The sequence below is a fragment of the Candidatus Cloacimonadota bacterium genome (genome assembly GCA_034661015.1).
Taxonomy (GTDB): domain Bacteria; phylum Cloacimonadota; class Cloacimonadia; order JGIOTU-2; family JGIOTU-2; genus JAYEKN01.
Genome location: JAYEKN010000116.1, coordinates 1 through 17,687 on the forward strand (window position 1 = coordinate 1; position 17,687 = coordinate 17,687).

Here is a 17,687-nt window from a genome sequence, read left to right on the forward strand (position 1 = left end):
ATCCCAGAATCTACGGGGAAACAGTAGATATGGGAGCCTATGAGTGGCCGGGATATGCCGTCGGAGAAGAACCGATGAATGAAAGAATAAGATTAACCTCGGCACCCAATCCTTTTCGCAATGAAACTGTTATCTCTTTTCAACTTCCCCAAACCGGAATCGTAAATCTAACAATTTACAATATCAAAGGGCAAAAGGTTATAACGCTTTTAGATGCCTATTCCTCTCCCGGCAATTTTCATGCAAACTGGAAAGGATTAGATAGGCATGGCTATCCGGTGTCCAACGGAGCCTATTTTGCCAAGTTAGTTGTGGATGATAAGCAAAAGGCGGTAAAACGTATAATAAAATTTTAATTTTGTCGCAACCCAAGTCCAGCCAAAAAAAATGGCGTGATTCGAATTCCTAAAAAATCCAGACCCTGTAGAAATAGACAACAAAATGTATTTTACGGGGTAGGCTTATCCGCCATCCATTGGTGTTCGAATCGGAATGTAAAGTTGCAAACCCGAAGTCGTGTTGAAAAGCATGGCGCATCTTCCCAATCCCTTCGCCACCTCCACTACAATCTCCTTCACCACAAAATCCCCCATAGCCGAAAATCAGCAAATCGAAATATTCAATATAAAAGGGCAAAAAGTTAAAACGCTAAAAGCAACGGAAAACGGGATTACGGAATACGGAATACGGAAATATTCTGCTATCTGGGAAGGGAAAAATGAGCAGGGAAAACAAGTTGCTCAAGGAGTTTATTTCTATAAAATAGAAACAGCAGAGAAAACAATGGTGAAGAAAATGATACTCTTTAGATAAGCAAGTTTTACAAAATTATCAAAGAAACTTATTTCTGAAATACTGTAATCCGGTTTACTTGTCCTGATGAATGTCAACAACAAATTCTAACCAAGAAAATTTATCGTAATTCAGCAAGAGAATTCCCCTATTATTATATGTTTTCCGAATATATTGTTCTGGTATTTTCTCAAATGAATCTACAGTAAAATCAATTTCCGGAATTCTTAAACTAAGTTCTTTGCTGAGGTATTTCCCAAGAAAATTATTTGCAATAATGAAATTCACATTTTGCTTTATTAATTCAGCAATTACCTCTTTTGCACAGTCAAAAATATTCAAACGAAAAGAAAATTGCTCGGATGATTTTGGGAAAAGGTGGGGAAAATCGGGTGTAACAAGTGAAATGATTCCAATTTTCATCGTGTCGGACAATTCAACAATTTTATATGGTTCAAATCGAAACAGGCTGGAATCTGCTTTATTGCGAACATTGGAGCAAATAATCGGGGGATATTTTATCTCGGAGCTATCAACTAAATCATCAAATAGTTTGGGATTAAAAAAAACTATTTCATGCGGAAATTTTAGTTCTTTCTGAAATTTGGCAAAAATACACACAAGATTATTGGAATTTTCAATTAAAGAATCGGTTTGAGAAATCATCAGCGAATCTTTTTTTGTGTTCGAGAGAAAAAGCAGGTGAAATTTTTCTGCGGAAAGACGAGATGAAAAAAGAAAAAAAATTGAGATAAGAAAAATAAATTTAAAAATCGAAGAGAACTTTTTCATAGTTTTGATTGTTTTGTTTACAAGTTGGGGGATTCACTTAAGTTTTCTTAGGTTCACGAATATATTTAGAGTCTGTCCGTAAAGTAGGGATTCGACGCAGATGAATGTGATAAACAACATCACGCTGAAAAAACCGATTTTCGCAAGATAAATTTTTTTTGTAAAAAATGTAATATCAGCGTTCATCAGCATAATCAGTGTTTATCTGCGTCGAATCACATTCGGAGAATCATTTCAAAAATGCGAGTTTGCGGATGAACACTATTTAATCCATTTTAACAACTTTTCGTAAAGCTTCCTCAATTTTTCCCACCTCAACAGTTGTATCAACACACGGACCATGAGGAAGAATATTTAAAATTCCAAATGTTTTAAGGGGAAACACATCTTGAATCCCTGAAACGAGATCACGATAGCAAGCCACAGCAATTATTAATTTTGGTCGAGTTTGCTGAATTATCCGTCTGGCAATTGTACCACCGGTAGCGATAAAAACTTCCACTTTGTATTGTTCGGCAAGAGAAAGGATTGAACCTATCGTGCATTTCCCGCAGCGTCTGCAATTATTCGGATCAACCGTTATACGAAGTTTGCAGGATGTATCTTGAAGGCAATGCGGAAGCAAAATAATTACCTCACTGGGTTTGCACCTCGGTGTCAAGGCTTTGATAAGTGAATCATTTACACTAACGAATGACTCGTTAATTTTTTCTTTTGAAAAATGCAATATCGAACTGAGAATCATTACCATCGGGTAAACAATAACAATGAACAATTTCACAGCCAAATTTGCAATGAGAAAATTTTTTTCAAATAATGATGTCATTAAAACAAGGATGGTGCCGATGACCAAAATAAAGAAAAAAATGCGTAGTGCAGAAAGTAAAATAAAAGGTAAGGCTGGATTAAATTCGTGTAATCTAGGGGATATGAAATACCATAATGCAGTTACCAAAACCATCAAAATCAGAAGACTAATGGCAGAAAACCACAAAAAATATGCTTTGGAAACGGGTTTATTATTTGGCATTATCAAATTTTTTTCCGATTAGAGCATGCCCAAGAGAGTAAGAATATGCAGTCATTTTTCTTTTTCCCTGTGGTTTTATTTCCGTTATGAGTAAACTTTTCGAGCCGGTAGAAACAGTAAAGCCTATATTCTTTTTTACATTGATTATTTCCCCGGGATTGAATTTTTTAGCATCAATAACTTGAGCGGTTAGAATTTTAATCTTCATCCCTTCAAGTTCAGAAAAAGCAGCCGGATACGGAGCAAGTCCGCGAATAAGATTATTAATTTCCAACGCAGATTTTGTCCAGTCAATCCTGCAAATATTATTATCGAGTAATTTCGTATATGACGCCTTTGAATGATCTTGCGAGATTTTCCTTACGTATTCAGTATCTATGAGTGAAATTGCTTTTAAAACGTCATTTGCACCTTCTTCACTCATTTTCGTAATTAGCGAACCGTAATTTTCGGTTGGTAAAATGGGAATTTTTTTTTGAAGAATTATATCTCCGGCATCCATTTGTTCATTCATAAAATACACGGTATTTCCTGTTAGTTTTTCACCCTTGAACAAAGCCCAATTTATCGGGGACGGTCCTCGATATTTTGGTAGAAGTGAAGGGTGGAGATTGATACAACCCAAACGAGGAATTGCGAGTATTTTCCGTCCGAGTATTTTTCCGTAAGCTGCTGTAATGATGATATCGGGATTAATATCCTGTATTTTTTTTCGGATTGAATTAGTATTTATTTTTTCAGGTTGAAGAATCCGGAGATTGTGCTCAATTGCTATTTCTTTTACTTGCGAGAAGGATTTTTTTCGTCCTCTACCTTTTTCTTTGTCCGGTTGAGTAATGACCAATTTTGGAATAAATTTATTTTCAACGAGTGCTTTGAGAGTTGGAACAGCAAATTGTGGTGTTCCCATAAAAATAATATTTTTTATTCTTCTCATGAAGCAGAATTGTTAGTGTTGAAAATAAAATTTTGCTGAATCAATTTTAGTAAATTAGCCTATATTCACACCATTTTTCGTAGTTTCAGCAATTTTTTTAAGTTTACCATGCAATAATTTTCTTTTAAGAGGATTTATTTTATCTATAAACAAAATGCCCTCGAGGTGATCATATTCATGCTGAACACCCCGAGCAAAAAGATCTTCGGCAGTATAATGCTTCCATTTTCCGTTAATATCCTGTGCTTTAAATTTTATTGATTTAGCGCGTTTAACTTTTTCAAAAATTCCCGGAAAGCTCAAGCAACCTTCGGGTTCATGCAGCATCCCATCGAATTCTAACAACTCGGGATTAATAAAAAGCATCGTTTTTACTTTTTTGGGATCTTCTTCCCACAAATTTCGCATTATAAACATACGGAGAGAATACCCAACTTGTGGGGCAGCCAGAGCAAACTCATCACGTGACTCCAAAGTTTCGATGAGATTGTTAACCTTTTCCTTAATATTTTTATCAATGATTTCAATAGTCTTCGCTTTTTTCCGAAGAACTTCATCGCCATAAAACCGAATTTTTTCGATCATAATTATTTAATTTTGTTTGCGATTGCATATTTTTGAATTTCGATTTTTACATCTTCGTTCACTTTAAGTACAACCACATCACCTTTGATGCTGTAAATAGTGCCGATTATTCCACCGTTTGTAACGACTTTTTCATTTTTCTGCAATTCATCTCGCATTTTAGCCACATCTTTTTGTTTTTTTTGTTGAGGACGAATAATGAGGAAATAGAGAATGACGAACATAATGATAATTGGCAGAAATCCGAGAATTCCACCACCGGCTTGTGAAGTAGTATCTGCACCACCTTCTGCGAATAATAATGTATTGAACATAAGTTTTCTCCTTTAATGATTTTAAATTATTAATTTAGTAAGGACGTTTTTTTGAATGGTAATATTAGTGTCAATAATATAAAATTGAATTTATTGAATAAGAGGAAGTTTACCCAAAACAGCAAGAATTTCCCTGTTTTTTTTCAAAATTTTGGTCAAAGCAATTGATTGCTTTTTTCTAGCATTTTCTGTCCAAATATCTTGTAATCCTTTATCGTGAATAAATGGAATCTTTTTTTGACAATCGAATAATATTTTAGATTCAGCCCGGAAAAATTTTTTCAATCTTCTCAGATGTTCTTTGGATTCGGGAAATTTATCCACTAAAGATTCAAAATAATTCATAGCAATAGTGCAATTAATTTGAAAATTTGCAAATATTTCTTTGTGATTCATACAAATTTTATCGAATTCCGCAGCATCTAATTTAATAAAATACTCTTCATTTTCCAAGAAATTTATCCACTGTCTGATGCTTTCGTTTCCTAAAAAAAACTTTCCAAAATTGTCAAGATTGATGATCTTGTTTGCCTTTATTAGACAATTCTTGTGCTGTTCAGCATAATCGTTTTCCTCAAAACAGGAAATGTCCGGCACTTCTTCGAGAATAATAATTTTGTTTGGAAAATTCGGAGCAATAGAATATTCAATCGTATTATCTAAAAAACTTCTTGTAAAAAATTTGGATTTATTATCTTGATAACCGGCAATTATCCCCCACTCCTGATTATTGAAACAATTTCTTGAAAGAACAGGCAAATCATTGTCAACACTTTTTATTATTTCGTTATGTATTTTTTTCTTAGATGATGTAGTAGTATCAAATTGGCGATATTTAATATCTAAATTATCAAACAAAAAAGAAGCAGAATCAAATCCTTCAGTGGGATCAAAAACGTTTTTTGAAATTATTGAAGCAAATTGACATCTGAATGGATATGCGGAGAAGACAAATATTTGTTCCAATTCCAAATGTAAGTCAAAATACTTAAATATATTATGGATAGAATAGAATAGAGAATTTTCCATCCCTGTTTTTTTTTCGAGTCTATCAATATTTTCAATACGCCTTGCATCCGGCAAAACCTTTGGATTTTTTTTTACTTCCGTAAGGTAAACGCCCAAATCACCTGGTAAAATTTCGTAATATTCTTCATCACCATCTGCTTTTCTTATTGTTAAAATTATATTTTGAGAAGTCTGGAGCTGCACTTTAAGATTATCTATTTGATTGGAATTTGTGATTGGTTCCCCATTATATTCAACAATCCAGTCTCCTTCCTCAACTCCCGTTTCTAAAAGTTGACTGTTTTCATAAAATCCAACGATTTGTAGTCCTGTGAAATCTTTTTCCGGCATATTTCTTTTCTCCATATTAAGAATTGAAATTAATTTTAAAAGTTATATAGCGTCAAGGATAATGAGAAAATATCCTTATTTCTCTTGCTATTGTTGTGTTACTTGTTTAAATCACAATCAGGGATGATGGGTTACGGTTCTCAATCAGGGATGATTGAGTTACGGGTGGAAAATATCTTTTCCACTAATAGCCGATGTTACAATCGGGGCAATTTCTTTGCATTGTGCTACAATTTTATCTGCTATATCACGAATTTCCCACTGAGCATGTTTGTCTTGACGAAGGCGAGCAAAATGTGATAATTCACGCAGATTAAAAGTGAATAAAACAATCCTATTTTGCGAGTTAGTTAAAATATAATTTTTGATATTTACATTTTTTGATTGCAATTTTCCATAAAGCTGATTTGTGTCTTTGATAATATTTTCAAATATTTTTTGATTTCCTGATCGGATAACAGTTTTTGGAATTGTGAACCCATATTTAGGATTATAATCCGATTCAACAATTGAAGCCAATCTGTGCCGTTTTAATTGTGCAAAACAAGATGAACTGATCTTCAATTGAAATGTGAAATTTCCCATTTCAAAAGCACGCGGAAGTGCATCCCACGTTTCCAGCCCATTTAATTCATTCTTTATCAGTCGCATTTTATCCGAATGAGACATCTGCCGAACTTTATTGGCAATTTGCCTAAAATCATTTCCATTTTTCCGAAAAAGTAAGGTCGAAATTATCTTATTTTCAATATCTTCGGTATGATCAATGTGGGTTACACTTTCAATTTTGCTGTTAAAATCAGCCGTCTCTTCTCGAATGTATAAGCGTTTATCATAAGCGGATGGTTTGGTATATCGAATCAGTGATGGAGCAATTGCCATAACCTTTGCATACATTTTATCTGCAAAATCCGTAGCCTCGTTTATATTTAATGCATATAATCTTTTTAGCAATCGTTCAATGCTACGTGCGTTTATTGTCATGCCCATCTGAGTTTTTGTAGCAAGGGCAAGAATATATCTGGCATCTTGTTTTGCCTTTTCTGCCAAATGCTCTACACTCTCTGAGTGAGAATTGGAAATAAGATAAGTTTTTATGCTTCGATAAATATCAAAATACGCTTCATTTTGCTTCTGAACAGTAGCAACAAATTCTTTCTCCAAATCCCCATCGTTCTGCAATTCTGACGGTATCACAAAATCTCCGTCAAGGGTTACATATCGCTGTGATTTTTCTGTATAAGAGGCTAAGCGGGTACGTTGAATATATTCAGTTAGATAACGGGAAATCCCGATGATATCGAAATTGAAAACAGCATGTTCTGCTATAGAACTATGTCCCATATCGAATACAATCATACGATTGGATTTTCGGGCTTTTTCAATATCTTCAATTGCATTTTCTCGTAATTTATCAACAGATTTTTTTGAACGACTGATCCGCGCATACGCTGCTGAAATTGTCTCGGGTGTAAAAAGTATTTTCTCAAACTCAGCCTTTAATAAGCTGTCTTTACAGTTCAATTTCAAATAGTTCGAAAATCTAATTATTTGATCTGCATCAAAGTTAAAACCTGCTAAATTTACTTTCAATTTTTCTCCAAATATATGAATGTATCCACTTTTTATACTAAAATTTCAATTTCTCTATTGTCATTTGTAAGGGAATTCCATTTGAGTTCCAACCGCGAATAGAATAATATTCATCAAGCATTCTATCTAATTCGATCACTTGATTTCTGGACGGTCCCTCAGTAAGTTGCTCGTAAAGAAATCTTTGGGGAAGAATGTCATCTTTTCTGCTAAAACCGGCTTTAACATTGAAATCTCTTTCGAGAGTGAAAATGCGTTTGCCTACTTCCAATAATTCGTCATCAGTGAATTCATAACCGGTTACACAATTTAATATTTCCGTAAAAGTGGAGATGCCAAAGGGAAATTGAAGAAATCTGCATAAGATCATCGAGTCAACGAATGCTGAAACATTTTGCATTAGAGCAACAATTTCCGCTTTTCCGTCATAGGAAAATCTATCCATAAATACTGGTTGTCCCAGGATTTCCGGTCCGATCATATATGCTTGCATGTGGCAACCTCCCCTATTGGAAGTAACATAAGAAAGGCCTTGTCCAAAAGCACCTCGAGGATCATAAGCAGGAAGTTCCATTCCTTTTACTTGCATGGAAAGGTTAGGCTTTTTATATTTTTTAGAAAGTCTTTTTGAACCAAGGGCAAGATCTTCCCCGATTCCTCTTTTATAAGCAATGTCATTAACGATATCAACGATTTTTTCAGAGTCGCCCCATTTCAGGTTTTGAGGAAGAACACCAAGTTCAGATAATTCCATAGCGCAACCAATCGTATTTCCGGTAGAAATCGTATCAAGACCAAGTTCATTGCACGCATAATTTGCTTCTGCAATAACCTCCAAGTTGCTATTACCCAGCTGTGCACCAAAAGCCCACATGGTTTCATATTCAGGTCCTTCCCCGCTTTTGTTTTTAGTTGCCGTGGCTCTTCCACAAGCGATTGGACATTTGTAGCATGCACTTTTGCTTGTAACAAACCTTTCCTGCAATTTCTCACCACTGGTACCTTCGGCATCGTTAAAAACGCCAGATTGGAAATTTTTTGTCGGAAACATTCCATGTGAATTTAGAATATTTACCAAGACAGAAGTTCCAAGTACTTTTAGAGATTTGCCGGTAATAGGATTTTTGTCAACTAATCTGTCAATTCGGGTAAGCAGTTTTTTCAATTTTTGGGGATAGCGCGGCGCAACTTTTTCCATCCCATGGACAGCGATTGCTTTAAGATTTTTTGAGCCCATTATTGTGCCCATTCCGCCTCTCCCCGCAGTTCGATCTTTATCATTCATAATAGCTGCGAACAACACCTGGTTTTCACCTGCCGGACCGATTGAGGCAACAGAAGCGTTAGTAAAAGTTTCTCTGATTATTCCATCACGAGTTTCGTGGGTATTTTTTCCCCAATAGTGTTTTGCATTTTTTATTTCAAATCCATTTTCAGTTAGAAGAAGATAAATCGGTTTTTCTGCTTTCCCCGTAATAATAAAACCGTCAAATCCCGCACTTTTTATTCTTTCACCAAAAATACCACCGGAGCTGGAATTGCAAATCGTGCCGGTTAAAGGAGATTTTGATATTACTTGGTATCTGCCGGAAGTCAGAACAGTTCCCGTAACAGGACCCGTCATAAAAATCAAAGCATTTTCGGGAGAAAGCGGATCAATGCTCGGTAAACATAATTGAGTATAAAGTTTCACGCCCAATCCTCTCCCTCCAAGATATTTTTTTAATAGCGAATCGGCAATTTTGATTTCTTCTTGTTTTCCGGTAGTTAAATTTATTTTTAATATTTTTCCCATCCAGCCATTCATTTTAGCTCCTTCATTCATAAAATTTGTTATATTTTTCTGCGTGCTCACAAGTTAAACATTTCTCTTTATAATATGTATAAACTGATTTGGGTTGTTTGCTGATGGAAGCATATCTCGATGGGCAAATATGACAAGGAATTTCCGGTTTGAGCCAGGACTTTAAAGAATACTTTAGCAATGATGCGGTTTCTACTATTGAAACTCCAGCACTAGTACCTAAACGATTTGCACCGGCTTCTATCATTCTGTAAGCATCTTTAAAATTTCTGATACCACCAGCGGCTTTTACCCCGATTTCCGAACCAACAGTTTCCCTCATCAGACGAACATGCTGTGGGAAAGCTCCGAATGCACCAAATCCGGTAGAAGTTTTAACGAATCTTGCACCTGATTCAACTGCTAATTTGCAACCTGTAATTATCTGCTCATCCGTCAGATAGCAGGTTTCCAGAATTACTTTCACAGGCTCATCGCCACTTGCTTTCACTACTTGCCGAATATCCTCTTTTACAAAATCGTACCGTTTATCGGTAAGCGCTCCCACATTGATGACCATATCTATTTCCTCTGCACCATCATTAACAGCATTTTCGGCTTCTAACGCTTTAATCTTACTTGTATTAGCTCCAAGCGGAAATCCAACAACATTGCAAACAATAACTTCACTTCCCTCCAATTGCTTTTTCGCAAATTTAGTAAAAACAGTATTAATGCAAACAGAAAAAAAACCAAACATTTTTGCTTCATTACAAAGATTTAGTATTTTTTTTTCACCTGAATTGGATTTTAACTCAGTGTGGTCTATCATATTAGGCAAGTTTGCAATCATTTTTTGTGAATCAAACATTTCAGTCCCGCCTTTCATTACTGTTGTGATCATTTTTTCTATTAATATTTTTTTTGGAAAAGATTAGGGTTTTTTTGGAAGAAAAATGTTTACCGGTAAACTTCTTTTTCTTTTGGGGTTTTACATTATCAGTATTATCCGATTTAGAGGAATTTTTTTTTAAAATATTTCCAACTTTCTGTTTCTCTGTTTTTGGTTTTCGCATGAATTTTCTTTTGAATTTTTTCTTTCTTTTTTCTCCGGTTTTACTCTTTTTTGATGTTGAAGTTACGGGCGTTTTACTGGGGGGCTTACGATATTTTTTTACATGCCTGACATTTTCATTATCCTTTTTTTGTTTTTGTTTGTGCCCGGAGTCATCCTTTTCTGAGTTTGAATAATTTGATTTTTTTCTATTTTTCCGGGTTTTTTCTTGAATTTTTTCTTTGGATTGAGCAGGCTCTTCTTTTCGGGTTAATAGGTTTAAGTATTTGTCAAGAGTAATTGAGGATTTCATGCCATCTTCATCAGCAAGAACTACTTCGGATTTGAGATAGTTATTTTTTACAACTCGTGTATTTTTGTTCTCATATTTGACAAAATCTCCAATTAAAGGAAAATCTTTAGCTTTTTCTTCATAAACTTCCTGCTCAAAGGCAAGGCAACACAGAGTTTTTCCACATAAACCTGTAATTTTTGAATTTGTTGTAGTAAAATTTTGCAACTTAGCCATTTGAATATTTGCTTTGCTTGTATAAAGGTTCATCTTCTTGCAACAGAGTTCTCTTCCGCAACGCCCAATTCCTCCGAGATACTTCATTTGTTGACGAGAATTAATTTGTCGCAACTCAATCCTTGTGCGAAATTCTTTTGCCAATTCTCGAACAAAAGTTCTGAAATCTATCCGCGTTTCGGACATGAAATAAAAAGTCAATCTATTGCCATCAAACTGAAATTCTGACTCAATTAGTTTCATGTTAAATGGAAAATTGATCAAAATATTAAGGAATACTTTTTTTGCATTTTCTTCTTTTTCTCGTATTTTTTCAAGGGCAGTAATGTCTTCTTTATTCGCTTTTCGGATAATATCATAAATTACAAATCGCTTTGCATTTATTTTCTCAGGAAATATATTGAAAGCGGAAACTCTCCCGATATCTGCACCTTTGTCTGCCTGAACAATCACATATTCATTAAGATAGATCGGAATATCATTGGGGTTTGAATAATATGCTCTTCGGTCAAATTTAAATCGTACTTCAACTATTTTTTTCATATTTATCTTCCATTAAATATCTTACGTAACTGCTTTGATGAATTATAACAATTGTGAAGAATTTTTTCCTCGTTTTTACTAAGGAATAAACCTCTTCTTTGTTTTACAATATCTGCTGTAACCAATATCTTGTTAGGTTTATAATCTGATAGTTTTGAACCCTTACCCCAACTGAATGATGGAATAAAACCACTAAATAGTTCGGAAGAATAAAGATTACAGCCTACACCGACCACACAACCGGTATTGAACATAGTGTTTATCCCAGTCTTTGAATGATCTCCCATAATTAAACCAAAAAATTGGAGGTCCGTAGAGATGAACGTCTTACTCGGATAGTCATACGCTTTTACATACCTATAATTATTCTTCAAATCGCTATTATTTGTATCGGCGCCGATATTTACCCATTCTCCGAGATAGGCGTGCCCCAAAAAACCATCATGTTGCTTGTTTGAATAAGATTGAATTATCGTTTCTTCAATTTCTCCTCCGATTTTCGAAAATTTACCAACACTAACACCTTCATAAATTTTTGCTCCGATTTTTACTTGACAATTTTTCCCAATGTAAGTCGGACCTTTTATAACGGTGTTTGCCATAACAGTAGTTCCATCATCAATTATCACGGGACCATCGGAAGCATCGAGTAGAACATTCGGCTCAATTTTAGTATTACTTCCCACAAAAATTTCATCTAAATTTACAAGATGGTATGAGGAATCCGGTACAATGTGATTTATTTTTTCTCGCAAAATCCTTTTACTATCATTCAAAATTTCATCCTTGTTCAAATCCACTAATTCCCAAATTTGATGCATAGTTTTAATTTTGGTCTTTTCTTTAGAAAGTTGGGTTAATAACTCTTTAATATCTGATGGTAAAAAATCGCCACTTACTTTTATGATAGTTTTAAAAGCAACGCACTCATCTTCATGAAAAAGAGCGGTATTCATAGGCAGTTGGTGAAGTTTTTGGGCAATTATATCATCAATAAGAATTCTACCATTAACGAAAAGATGAATTCCTCTTTGTAATGAATTTACTTCTTTATTCGGAAATCTTTCTTTATAAAATTCTTCCAATTCTTTTCTTATCAGATATGTGGATTCTGTTTTGGGGAAATAATGCTCCACTTTCTGACGCAGCTTTAAAATCCCACATTTAAGGTCAAAAGATGGACGAGTATAAGTTAAAGGCAAAAAATTTTGCCATTTTTCATCTTCAAAAATTGTTAGTTTCATGATTTTTTACCTTTTATCAATAATGTTTTTGGAAATATAATTTTCGATAATAACATTTGCCATTGTGAATGGATCAATTTCTTTATTGTAAACCTTATCCACAATTTGGGCAATATCTTCTTTCGAAAGCATCTTTGCACTAATTTCTTCTAATATTTTATCATTGATAATATTTTCTATTTCTTTCTCAATACGATTTTTGCGTTTTATATCAATCAAATTTGTTGAATACAGATAATCTTTATGAAGTAAAATTTCTTTGAATAAATTTTCAATGCCTTCATTTTTATTTGCCACAGTTTCGATGATTGTGGATTGATAATCTGTTTTTTTATTGGAAAGTTCACGCATCATTTTAATTTCGGAAACGATTCTATCCTTTCCGAGCCTATCACTTTTATTCACAACAAAAATATCACCGATTTCCATAATTCCAGCTTTCATAATCTGGATGCTATCACCTATTTCAGGTGTGAGAATCAGAATCACAGAGTCAGCAACTTTCATAACTTCCACTTCAGATTGCCCCACTCCCACTGTTTCGAGAATGATCACATCACAACCAAGCACCGATAAGATGGTAATTGCATTATTTGTAGCTGATGACAAACCGCCGAGATGACCTCTGGTGCCCATACTTCTGATGAAAACTTTTTCATCTGTGGCGTGATCTTGCAGCCGTATTCTATCACCAAGAACTGCTCCGCCGGAAAAAGGGCTTGTAGGATCAACTGCGATCACCCCCACGGTTTTATCTTGCTTACGGAAACATCTGATTAGTTTATCCGTGAGTGTGCTTTTCCCAGCACCAGGTGCTCCGGTAATCCCGATCACGTAATTTTTTTTCCGATAAGGGTGAATCAATTTAATGATTTCAGCACTCATCTTTTTATCATCCAGACAGGTAATTAATTTTGCCGCTGCCCGAAAATCACCTTTAATAAGATTCTCGGTTTGCTCTTTAATTTTCATCTAACACACATTTGGATTAAATTTTTTTAAAAAAGTCAAAATTCTATTTATATCATTCACATAATATTGGGTTGCGACGATTTTTACTTGCATTTTCTTTCTATCCGCAGTTGTGAAATTACAGAATCCCTCAAAAGCTTCCAAAATATAGCCAAGGAGAATCAAATCTTTTGAGCCGATTTTAAGCATAATTTCGGTAGAACCGTCGCTAATTATTTTCTCTGATATTCTCTCGAAATTCATAATTTTGAACCTATTAGATTACTCCAAGGCGAGGTTGACAACCTCTTTCATATTTTCAACAGCGATTATATTCAAACCCCTTTTGATCTGTTTACGAACCTCTTTTAATTCATAAATATTGTCTTTAGGGATGATAATATTTTCGATTCTTGCTCTTTTTGCTGCTACGAGCTTTTCTTCCAATCCACCGATAGGAAGCACTTTTCCCATCAGGGTAATTTCACCTGTCATAGCGAAATTAGCTTTAATCTTTCGTTTGGAAAAAGCAGAAATTAGAGCCAAAGCGATAGTAATACCCGCAGAGGGACCATCTTTTGGAATGGCACCTTCAGGAACATGAATATGAATATCCTTATCTTTGAAAAAATTTTTATCAATACCGAATTCTTCATAGTGTGCTCGAGAATAACTCAAAGCTGCGTTCGCAGATTCCTTCATAACGTCGCCAAGTTTTCCCGTTAGAGAAATTGTCCCTTTCCCATCAATAAGCAGTGCTTCCACATTAAGCATCTCTCCGCCAACCGATGTCCATGCCAATCCATTAGCAACTCCAATCTGATTATTCTTATGATTATCCTGACGGCGATATTTTTCCACACCAAGATATTTAATTATTGATTTTGAATTAACAACAAAATTTATCTTTGATTTTTTTTTTAGGTATCCGCGAATTATTTTCCTCAAAATTGAGGCGATATTTCTATCTAATTCACGCACTCCGGCTTCCCTCGTATAATTCCGAATGATTTTTAAAATTGCATTATCAGAAAAACTAACGTTCAACTTTTCTGAAATTCCATGATTTTTCAACTGTTTCGGAAGCAAAAATCCTTTTGCGATTTTCTCCTTTTCAAACTCTGTATAACCTGGCAATTTTATAATTTCCATCCTGTCTTGCAAAGGAATCGGGATGGAATATAAAGTGTTTGCAGTTGTAATAAAAAGTACTTTGGAAAGGTCGTAAGGTATTTCGAGGTAATGGTCGTGGAATTCAAAATTCTGTTCCGGATCAAGAACTTCGAGCAAGGCAGCGGACGGATCACCCCGAAAATCAGTGCTCATTTTATCTACTTCATCCAGCATAATAACCGGATTTTGAACACCTGCTTTTTTCATTGCCCGAACAATCACACCCGGCATTGCTCCGATATAGGTTTTTCTATGTCCACGAATTTCTGCTTCATCACGAACTCCACCAAGAGAAAGTCGTTCAAATCTCCTGTTCATTGCTCTGGCAATAGACTTTCCCAACGATGTTTTACCCACACCGGGAGGACCAACAAGACATAGAATTTGTCCTTTTACTTTTTTAGCAATTTTCAAAACTGCAAGAAACTCGAGAATACGTTCTTTTACTTTTTTCAACCCGTAGTGATCTATATCAAGAATTTTTTCCGCTTTCTCTAATTTGAATGATTTTTTTTTTCCTTTTGAACCCCATGGCATATCTGCAATCCAATTAAGATAATTTAAACTTACAGAATATTCGGGAGAAATAGGGTTGGTTCTTTTCAATTTTTTTAATTCATGTGAAACTTTTTCTTTTGCTTCCGGACTTAATTTTAATTTTTTGAATTTCTTCTTCAGTTCATTAACTTCTCCGGTTTCATCTTTTAAGACTCCCAATTCCTCCTTAATTGTTTGAATTTCTTGATGTAAAAAATATTCTCGCTGAGTTTTACTTAATTTACTCTTCACTTCCGATTCAATTTTTTTTCTGATTTTATGTATCTCAACTTCTTTTGATATCATTTCTATTAAGCGAATCATTCTTTCAAACAAATGCACTTCAAGAAGTTCCTGTTTAGTAGAAATTTCCATATCAATATTTCCGGTAATCAAATCTACCTTGTCCCTATCACTATCAAGATTTTCATAGGCAATTAGAGCTTCTTCCGGAAATGATTTTGAAAATTTTACATATTCTTTAAATTCAATTTCCAATGTTTTCATTAGGGCAGCATTTTCAGATTTTTTTTCCAATTCTTGGATAAAAACTAATTCGATCTCGGCTCTAAGGTATTTCCCATCGTCAATTAATTTTTTTATTTGAGCTCGCTGTAAGCCTTCAATTAGAATACTAATTGTTCCATCCGGCATCTTCAGCAATTGAAGTATTTCACAAACTACTCCCGTAGAATAAATATCTTCCTGCTTTGGCGTTTCTGTTTTGGAAGAAATCTGGGCAACACACAAGATTAATTTGTCAGAATCAAAAGCCTTGTTAATCGCTTTGATTGATCTGCTTCTACCAATTACCATCGGTAAGATCATTTTGGGGAATATAACAACATTTCTTGCCGGAATAACAGGCAAGACGTTTTCAATTATTTTTTCAGTATCCATGCATTTACCTTTTTTTACTGAATTGATTTTATTGTATTGCAATTTCTATCCACAAAAAATTGTGCTAAAATATATTTTAATTTTCTTGACATGAAAAGTATGCAGTGTGTGTTTTGCGGAACTTTTCGGGATGTAGCGCAGCCCGGTCAGCGCGCTTCGTTCGGGACGAAGAGGCCGCCGGTTCAAATCCGGCCATCCCGACCATTTTACTTGTATTTAAAAAACTCCCAATTATTTCCTGTCTATTGTAGATTTTCGATTTTCCTTTTATAAATTAAAAAACGTTAAGTCCAATTTGAAAATAAATTAAAGAAGACATTTCCTACTTTCTTTAATTTTCAAACCGGACTTAATTAAACAATTTTTGGGGTTGTTTTATATTATCTTTACGAATCTTTTTTATCTACCGCATAAACAATATAAAGAAGTATGGCAAGCAAAATGAACGGATTAGCAGCTAAAAAATAACTTTCATGCTGCATAAAAGGAAAAATATTACTGTGCCTGAATAACAATTTATCTACAGATCCAATTAATAATAATACTCCAGCTAAAAAAGCACTAATCTTCGCTAATATTTTAAAAATCATTTATACCTCAATTCCTATGCAAATTTGATTACCAATAAAGTAATAAAAATTTAATATTTATTTTTTCTTTTTATGACGATTCTTACGTCTTCTTTTTTTTCTTTTATGCTTATTAATTTTTACTTTTCGCTTTTTTTTGCCGCTTGGCATTCTGACTCCTTTCTAATTATTGTTTTTAACCAGTTCAACAACATCTTTGGAAAATTTAAATGTTGGGACAACTCGTTCACCTAAGTTAAGTACTTCTTGTGTATTTGGGTTTCTAGCAATACGAGGTTTTCTTACTTTGTTCTTGAAAGTACCAAATCCTCGTAATTCGATATGGTTTCCTTCAACAAGGCTTTTAGATACACTTTCAAGAAAGGAATCAACGATTATCTTAGTATCCTTTAAGATAATTCCAGTTTCTTGTGAAATCACATGAACTAAATCAGCTTTTGTCATAAATCCTCCAGGATTATTTTATTCTAATTAGTGTCCATCCGTAAAGTAGCCTTCTCGAGAAGTCACGGACCAACCTGTCTGGGCATAGTGTAACGAAGCCTGATTCCGTGACTAATTGAAAAAATTATCTATTAAGTTAATTAGCGTTATATTTGTGAGTTGGAAAATCTTAAGTCAAGTTCAAAAAAACGGAATTTAACTCAAGATTTTCCTTTACGGATGGACACTAATTAACAATTTAATTTGGAATTACAAAAATTGGTTAACGAATTTAATGTCAAGAATTTCGTATATTCCAAAACATTTATTTTTAATGCGAGATCTTACGAAGATTTTGCTTACTTTGTAGTGTATAGGAAAAATAATTCAATTTCAAAATTAGAAATAAAATATTGGAATACAGCCCAGAACTGCCAAGGCGTAGTTTTGAGCGATTTTGCTACAGATCCAAAATGATTGCACGGCTTCGTTCTATCGAACTACGCCGTTGCAGTCTTCGATTTTCGCTTCGCAATATGTAAGTATAATGATTCAATT

Annotated in this window: 17 protein-coding genes, 1 tRNA gene and 1 pseudogene; 3 read left to right on the forward strand and 16 right to left on the reverse strand. The window is 34.3% G+C overall.

Going from position 1 to position 17,687, the window contains the following annotated elements:
• Positions 1–356: T9SS type A sorting domain-containing protein (locus U9P79_04690; protein MEA2103925.1), on the forward strand; the 356-nt coding region annotated here is incomplete at its 5' end.
• 172 nt (positions 357–528) lie between these two features.
• The gene (locus U9P79_04695) at positions 529–813 is read left to right on the forward strand and encodes a T9SS type A sorting domain-containing protein (protein MEA2103926.1); all 285 of its coding nucleotides are present in this window, start codon (positions 529–531) and stop codon (positions 811–813) included.
• 54 nt (positions 814–867) lie between these two features.
• Here U9P79_04695 and U9P79_04700 read toward each other — a convergent pair whose 3' ends face one another.
• The 14 genes and pseudogenes from U9P79_04700 to lon form a co-directional block, all read right to left on the reverse strand.
• Entirely contained in the window at positions 868–1,584 is a 717-nt protein-coding gene (locus U9P79_04700) for a hypothetical protein (protein ID MEA2103927.1), read from the reverse strand.
• Between the two features lie 265 nt (positions 1,585–1,849).
• The gene (locus U9P79_04705) at positions 1,850–2,614 is read right to left on the reverse strand and encodes a DUF116 domain-containing protein (protein ID MEA2103928.1); all 765 of its coding nucleotides are present in this window, start codon (positions 2,612–2,614) and stop codon (positions 1,850–1,852) included.
• Complete coding sequence (fmt, locus tag U9P79_04710) at positions 2,604–3,551, reverse strand: methionyl-tRNA formyltransferase (protein ID MEA2103929.1); 948 nt, start codon at positions 3,549–3,551, stop codon at positions 2,604–2,606. Before fmt ends, U9P79_04705 begins: the two co-directional genes overlap by 11 nt.
• Positions 3,552–3,605: 54 nt before the next feature.
• The gene (gene def / locus U9P79_04715; GenBank protein ID MEA2103930.1) at positions 3,606–4,136 is read right to left on the reverse strand and encodes a peptide deformylase; all 531 of its coding nucleotides are present in this window, start codon (positions 4,134–4,136) and stop codon (positions 3,606–3,608) included.
• Between the two features lie 2 nt (positions 4,137–4,138).
• Positions 4,139–4,450 carry a preprotein translocase subunit YajC gene (gene yajC, locus U9P79_04720; protein MEA2103931.1) on the reverse strand — a complete coding sequence of 104 codons (312 nt, stop codon included), beginning with the start codon at positions 4,448–4,450 and terminating at the stop codon, positions 4,139–4,141.
• A 90-nt stretch (positions 4,451–4,540) separates the two neighbouring features.
• The gene (locus U9P79_04725) at positions 4,541–5,809 is read right to left on the reverse strand and encodes a hypothetical protein (GenBank protein ID MEA2103932.1); all 1,269 of its coding nucleotides are present in this window, start codon (positions 5,807–5,809) and stop codon (positions 4,541–4,543) included.
• Between the two features lie 159 nt (positions 5,810–5,968).
• Entirely contained in the window at positions 5,969–7,402 is a 1,434-nt protein-coding gene (locus tag U9P79_04730) for an FAD-dependent thymidylate synthase (protein ID MEA2103933.1), read from the reverse strand.
• A 37-nt stretch (positions 7,403–7,439) separates the two neighbouring features.
• A complete protein-coding gene (locus U9P79_04735) occupies positions 7,440–9,209 on the reverse strand; it encodes an aldehyde ferredoxin oxidoreductase family protein (protein MEA2103934.1) in 1,770 nt (589 codons plus the stop codon).
• Positions 9,210–9,372: 163 nt separating this feature from the next.
• Positions 9,373–10,038 (reverse strand): annotated as a pseudogene (gene deoC, locus U9P79_04740) (deoxyribose-phosphate aldolase).
• Between the two features lie 19 nt (positions 10,039–10,057).
• Positions 10,058–11,311: a regulatory iron-sulfur-containing complex subunit RicT gene (ricT, locus tag U9P79_04745; protein ID MEA2103935.1), complete on the reverse strand. Its 1,254-nt coding sequence runs from the start codon at positions 11,309–11,311 to the stop codon at positions 10,058–10,060.
• Positions 11,312–11,313: 2 nt separating this feature from the next.
• Complete coding sequence (locus U9P79_04750) at positions 11,314–12,555, reverse strand: putative sugar nucleotidyl transferase (GenBank protein ID MEA2103936.1); 1,242 nt, start codon at positions 12,553–12,555, stop codon at positions 11,314–11,316.
• Positions 12,556–12,561: 6 nt separating this feature from the next.
• On the reverse strand, positions 12,562–13,527 hold the full coding sequence (meaB, locus tag U9P79_04755; protein MEA2103937.1) for a methylmalonyl Co-A mutase-associated GTPase MeaB: 966 nt from the start codon (positions 13,525–13,527) through the stop codon (positions 12,562–12,564).
• Entirely contained in the window at positions 13,528–13,770 is a 243-nt protein-coding gene (locus U9P79_04760) for a DUF4911 domain-containing protein (GenBank protein MEA2103938.1), read from the reverse strand.
• Between the two features lie 18 nt (positions 13,771–13,788).
• Positions 13,789–16,116, reverse strand: a complete 2,328-nt coding sequence (gene lon / locus U9P79_04765; protein MEA2103939.1) for an endopeptidase La — start codon at positions 16,114–16,116, stop codon at positions 13,789–13,791.
• Between the two features lie 126 nt (positions 16,117–16,242).
• Between lon and U9P79_04770 the strand changes: the two genes are divergently transcribed.
• A tRNA-Pro gene (locus U9P79_04770) sits at positions 16,243–16,320 on the forward strand.
• A gap of 182 nt (positions 16,321–16,502) precedes the next feature.
• On the opposite strand, the gene U9P79_04775 is transcribed toward U9P79_04770, so the two are convergent.
• Both U9P79_04775 and U9P79_04780 read right to left on the reverse strand, forming a co-directional pair.
• A complete protein-coding gene (locus U9P79_04775; protein MEA2103940.1) occupies positions 16,503–16,706 on the reverse strand; it encodes a hypothetical protein in 204 nt (67 codons plus the stop codon).
• 162 nt (positions 16,707–16,868) lie between these two features.
• The gene (locus U9P79_04780; GenBank protein ID MEA2103941.1) at positions 16,869–17,150 is read right to left on the reverse strand and encodes an HU family DNA-binding protein; all 282 of its coding nucleotides are present in this window, start codon (positions 17,148–17,150) and stop codon (positions 16,869–16,871) included.
• Positions 17,151–17,687 lie beyond the last annotated feature (537 nt).

Excerpts from the sequence above, each read along its gene's own strand:
- U9P79_04695 (MEA2103926.1), top strand. The coding sequence starts at position 529 with ATGGCGCATCTTCCCAATCCCTTCGCCACCTCCACTACAATCTCCTTC.
- U9P79_04700 (MEA2103927.1), bottom strand. The coding sequence starts at position 1,584 with ATGAAAAAGTTCTCTTCGATTTTTAAATTTATTTTTCTTATCTCAATT.
- U9P79_04705 (MEA2103928.1), bottom strand. The coding sequence starts at position 2,614 with ATGCCAAATAATAAACCCGTTTCCAAAGCATATTTTTTGTGGTTTTCT.
- fmt (MEA2103929.1), bottom strand. The coding sequence starts at position 3,551 with ATGAGAAGAATAAAAAATATTATTTTTATGGGAACACCACAATTTGCT.
- def (MEA2103930.1), bottom strand. The coding sequence starts at position 4,136 with ATGATCGAAAAAATTCGGTTTTATGGCGATGAAGTTCTTCGGAAAAAA.
- yajC (MEA2103931.1), bottom strand. The coding sequence starts at position 4,450 with ATGTTCAATACATTATTATTCGCAGAAGGTGGTGCAGATACTACTTCA.
- U9P79_04725 (MEA2103932.1), bottom strand. The coding sequence starts at position 5,809 with ATGCCGGAAAAAGATTTCACAGGACTACAAATCGTTGGATTTTATGAA.
- U9P79_04735 (MEA2103934.1), bottom strand. The coding sequence starts at position 9,209 with ATGAATGGCTGGATGGGAAAAATATTAAAAATAAATTTAACTACCGGA.
- ricT (MEA2103935.1), bottom strand. The coding sequence starts at position 11,311 with ATGAAAAAAATAGTTGAAGTACGATTTAAATTTGACCGAAGAGCATAT.
- U9P79_04750 (MEA2103936.1), bottom strand. The coding sequence starts at position 12,555 with ATGAAACTAACAATTTTTGAAGATGAAAAATGGCAAAATTTTTTGCCT.
- meaB (MEA2103937.1), bottom strand. The coding sequence starts at position 13,527 with ATGAAAATTAAAGAGCAAACCGAGAATCTTATTAAAGGTGATTTTCGG.
- U9P79_04760 (MEA2103938.1), bottom strand. The coding sequence starts at position 13,770 with ATGAATTTCGAGAGAATATCAGAGAAAATAATTAGCGACGGTTCTACC.
- lon (MEA2103939.1), bottom strand. The coding sequence starts at position 16,116 with ATGGATACTGAAAAAATAATTGAAAACGTCTTGCCTGTTATTCCGGCA.
- U9P79_04775 (MEA2103940.1), bottom strand. The coding sequence starts at position 16,706 with ATGATTTTTAAAATATTAGCGAAGATTAGTGCTTTTTTAGCTGGAGTA.
- U9P79_04780 (MEA2103941.1), bottom strand. The coding sequence starts at position 17,150 with ATGACAAAAGCTGATTTAGTTCATGTGATTTCACAAGAAACTGGAATT.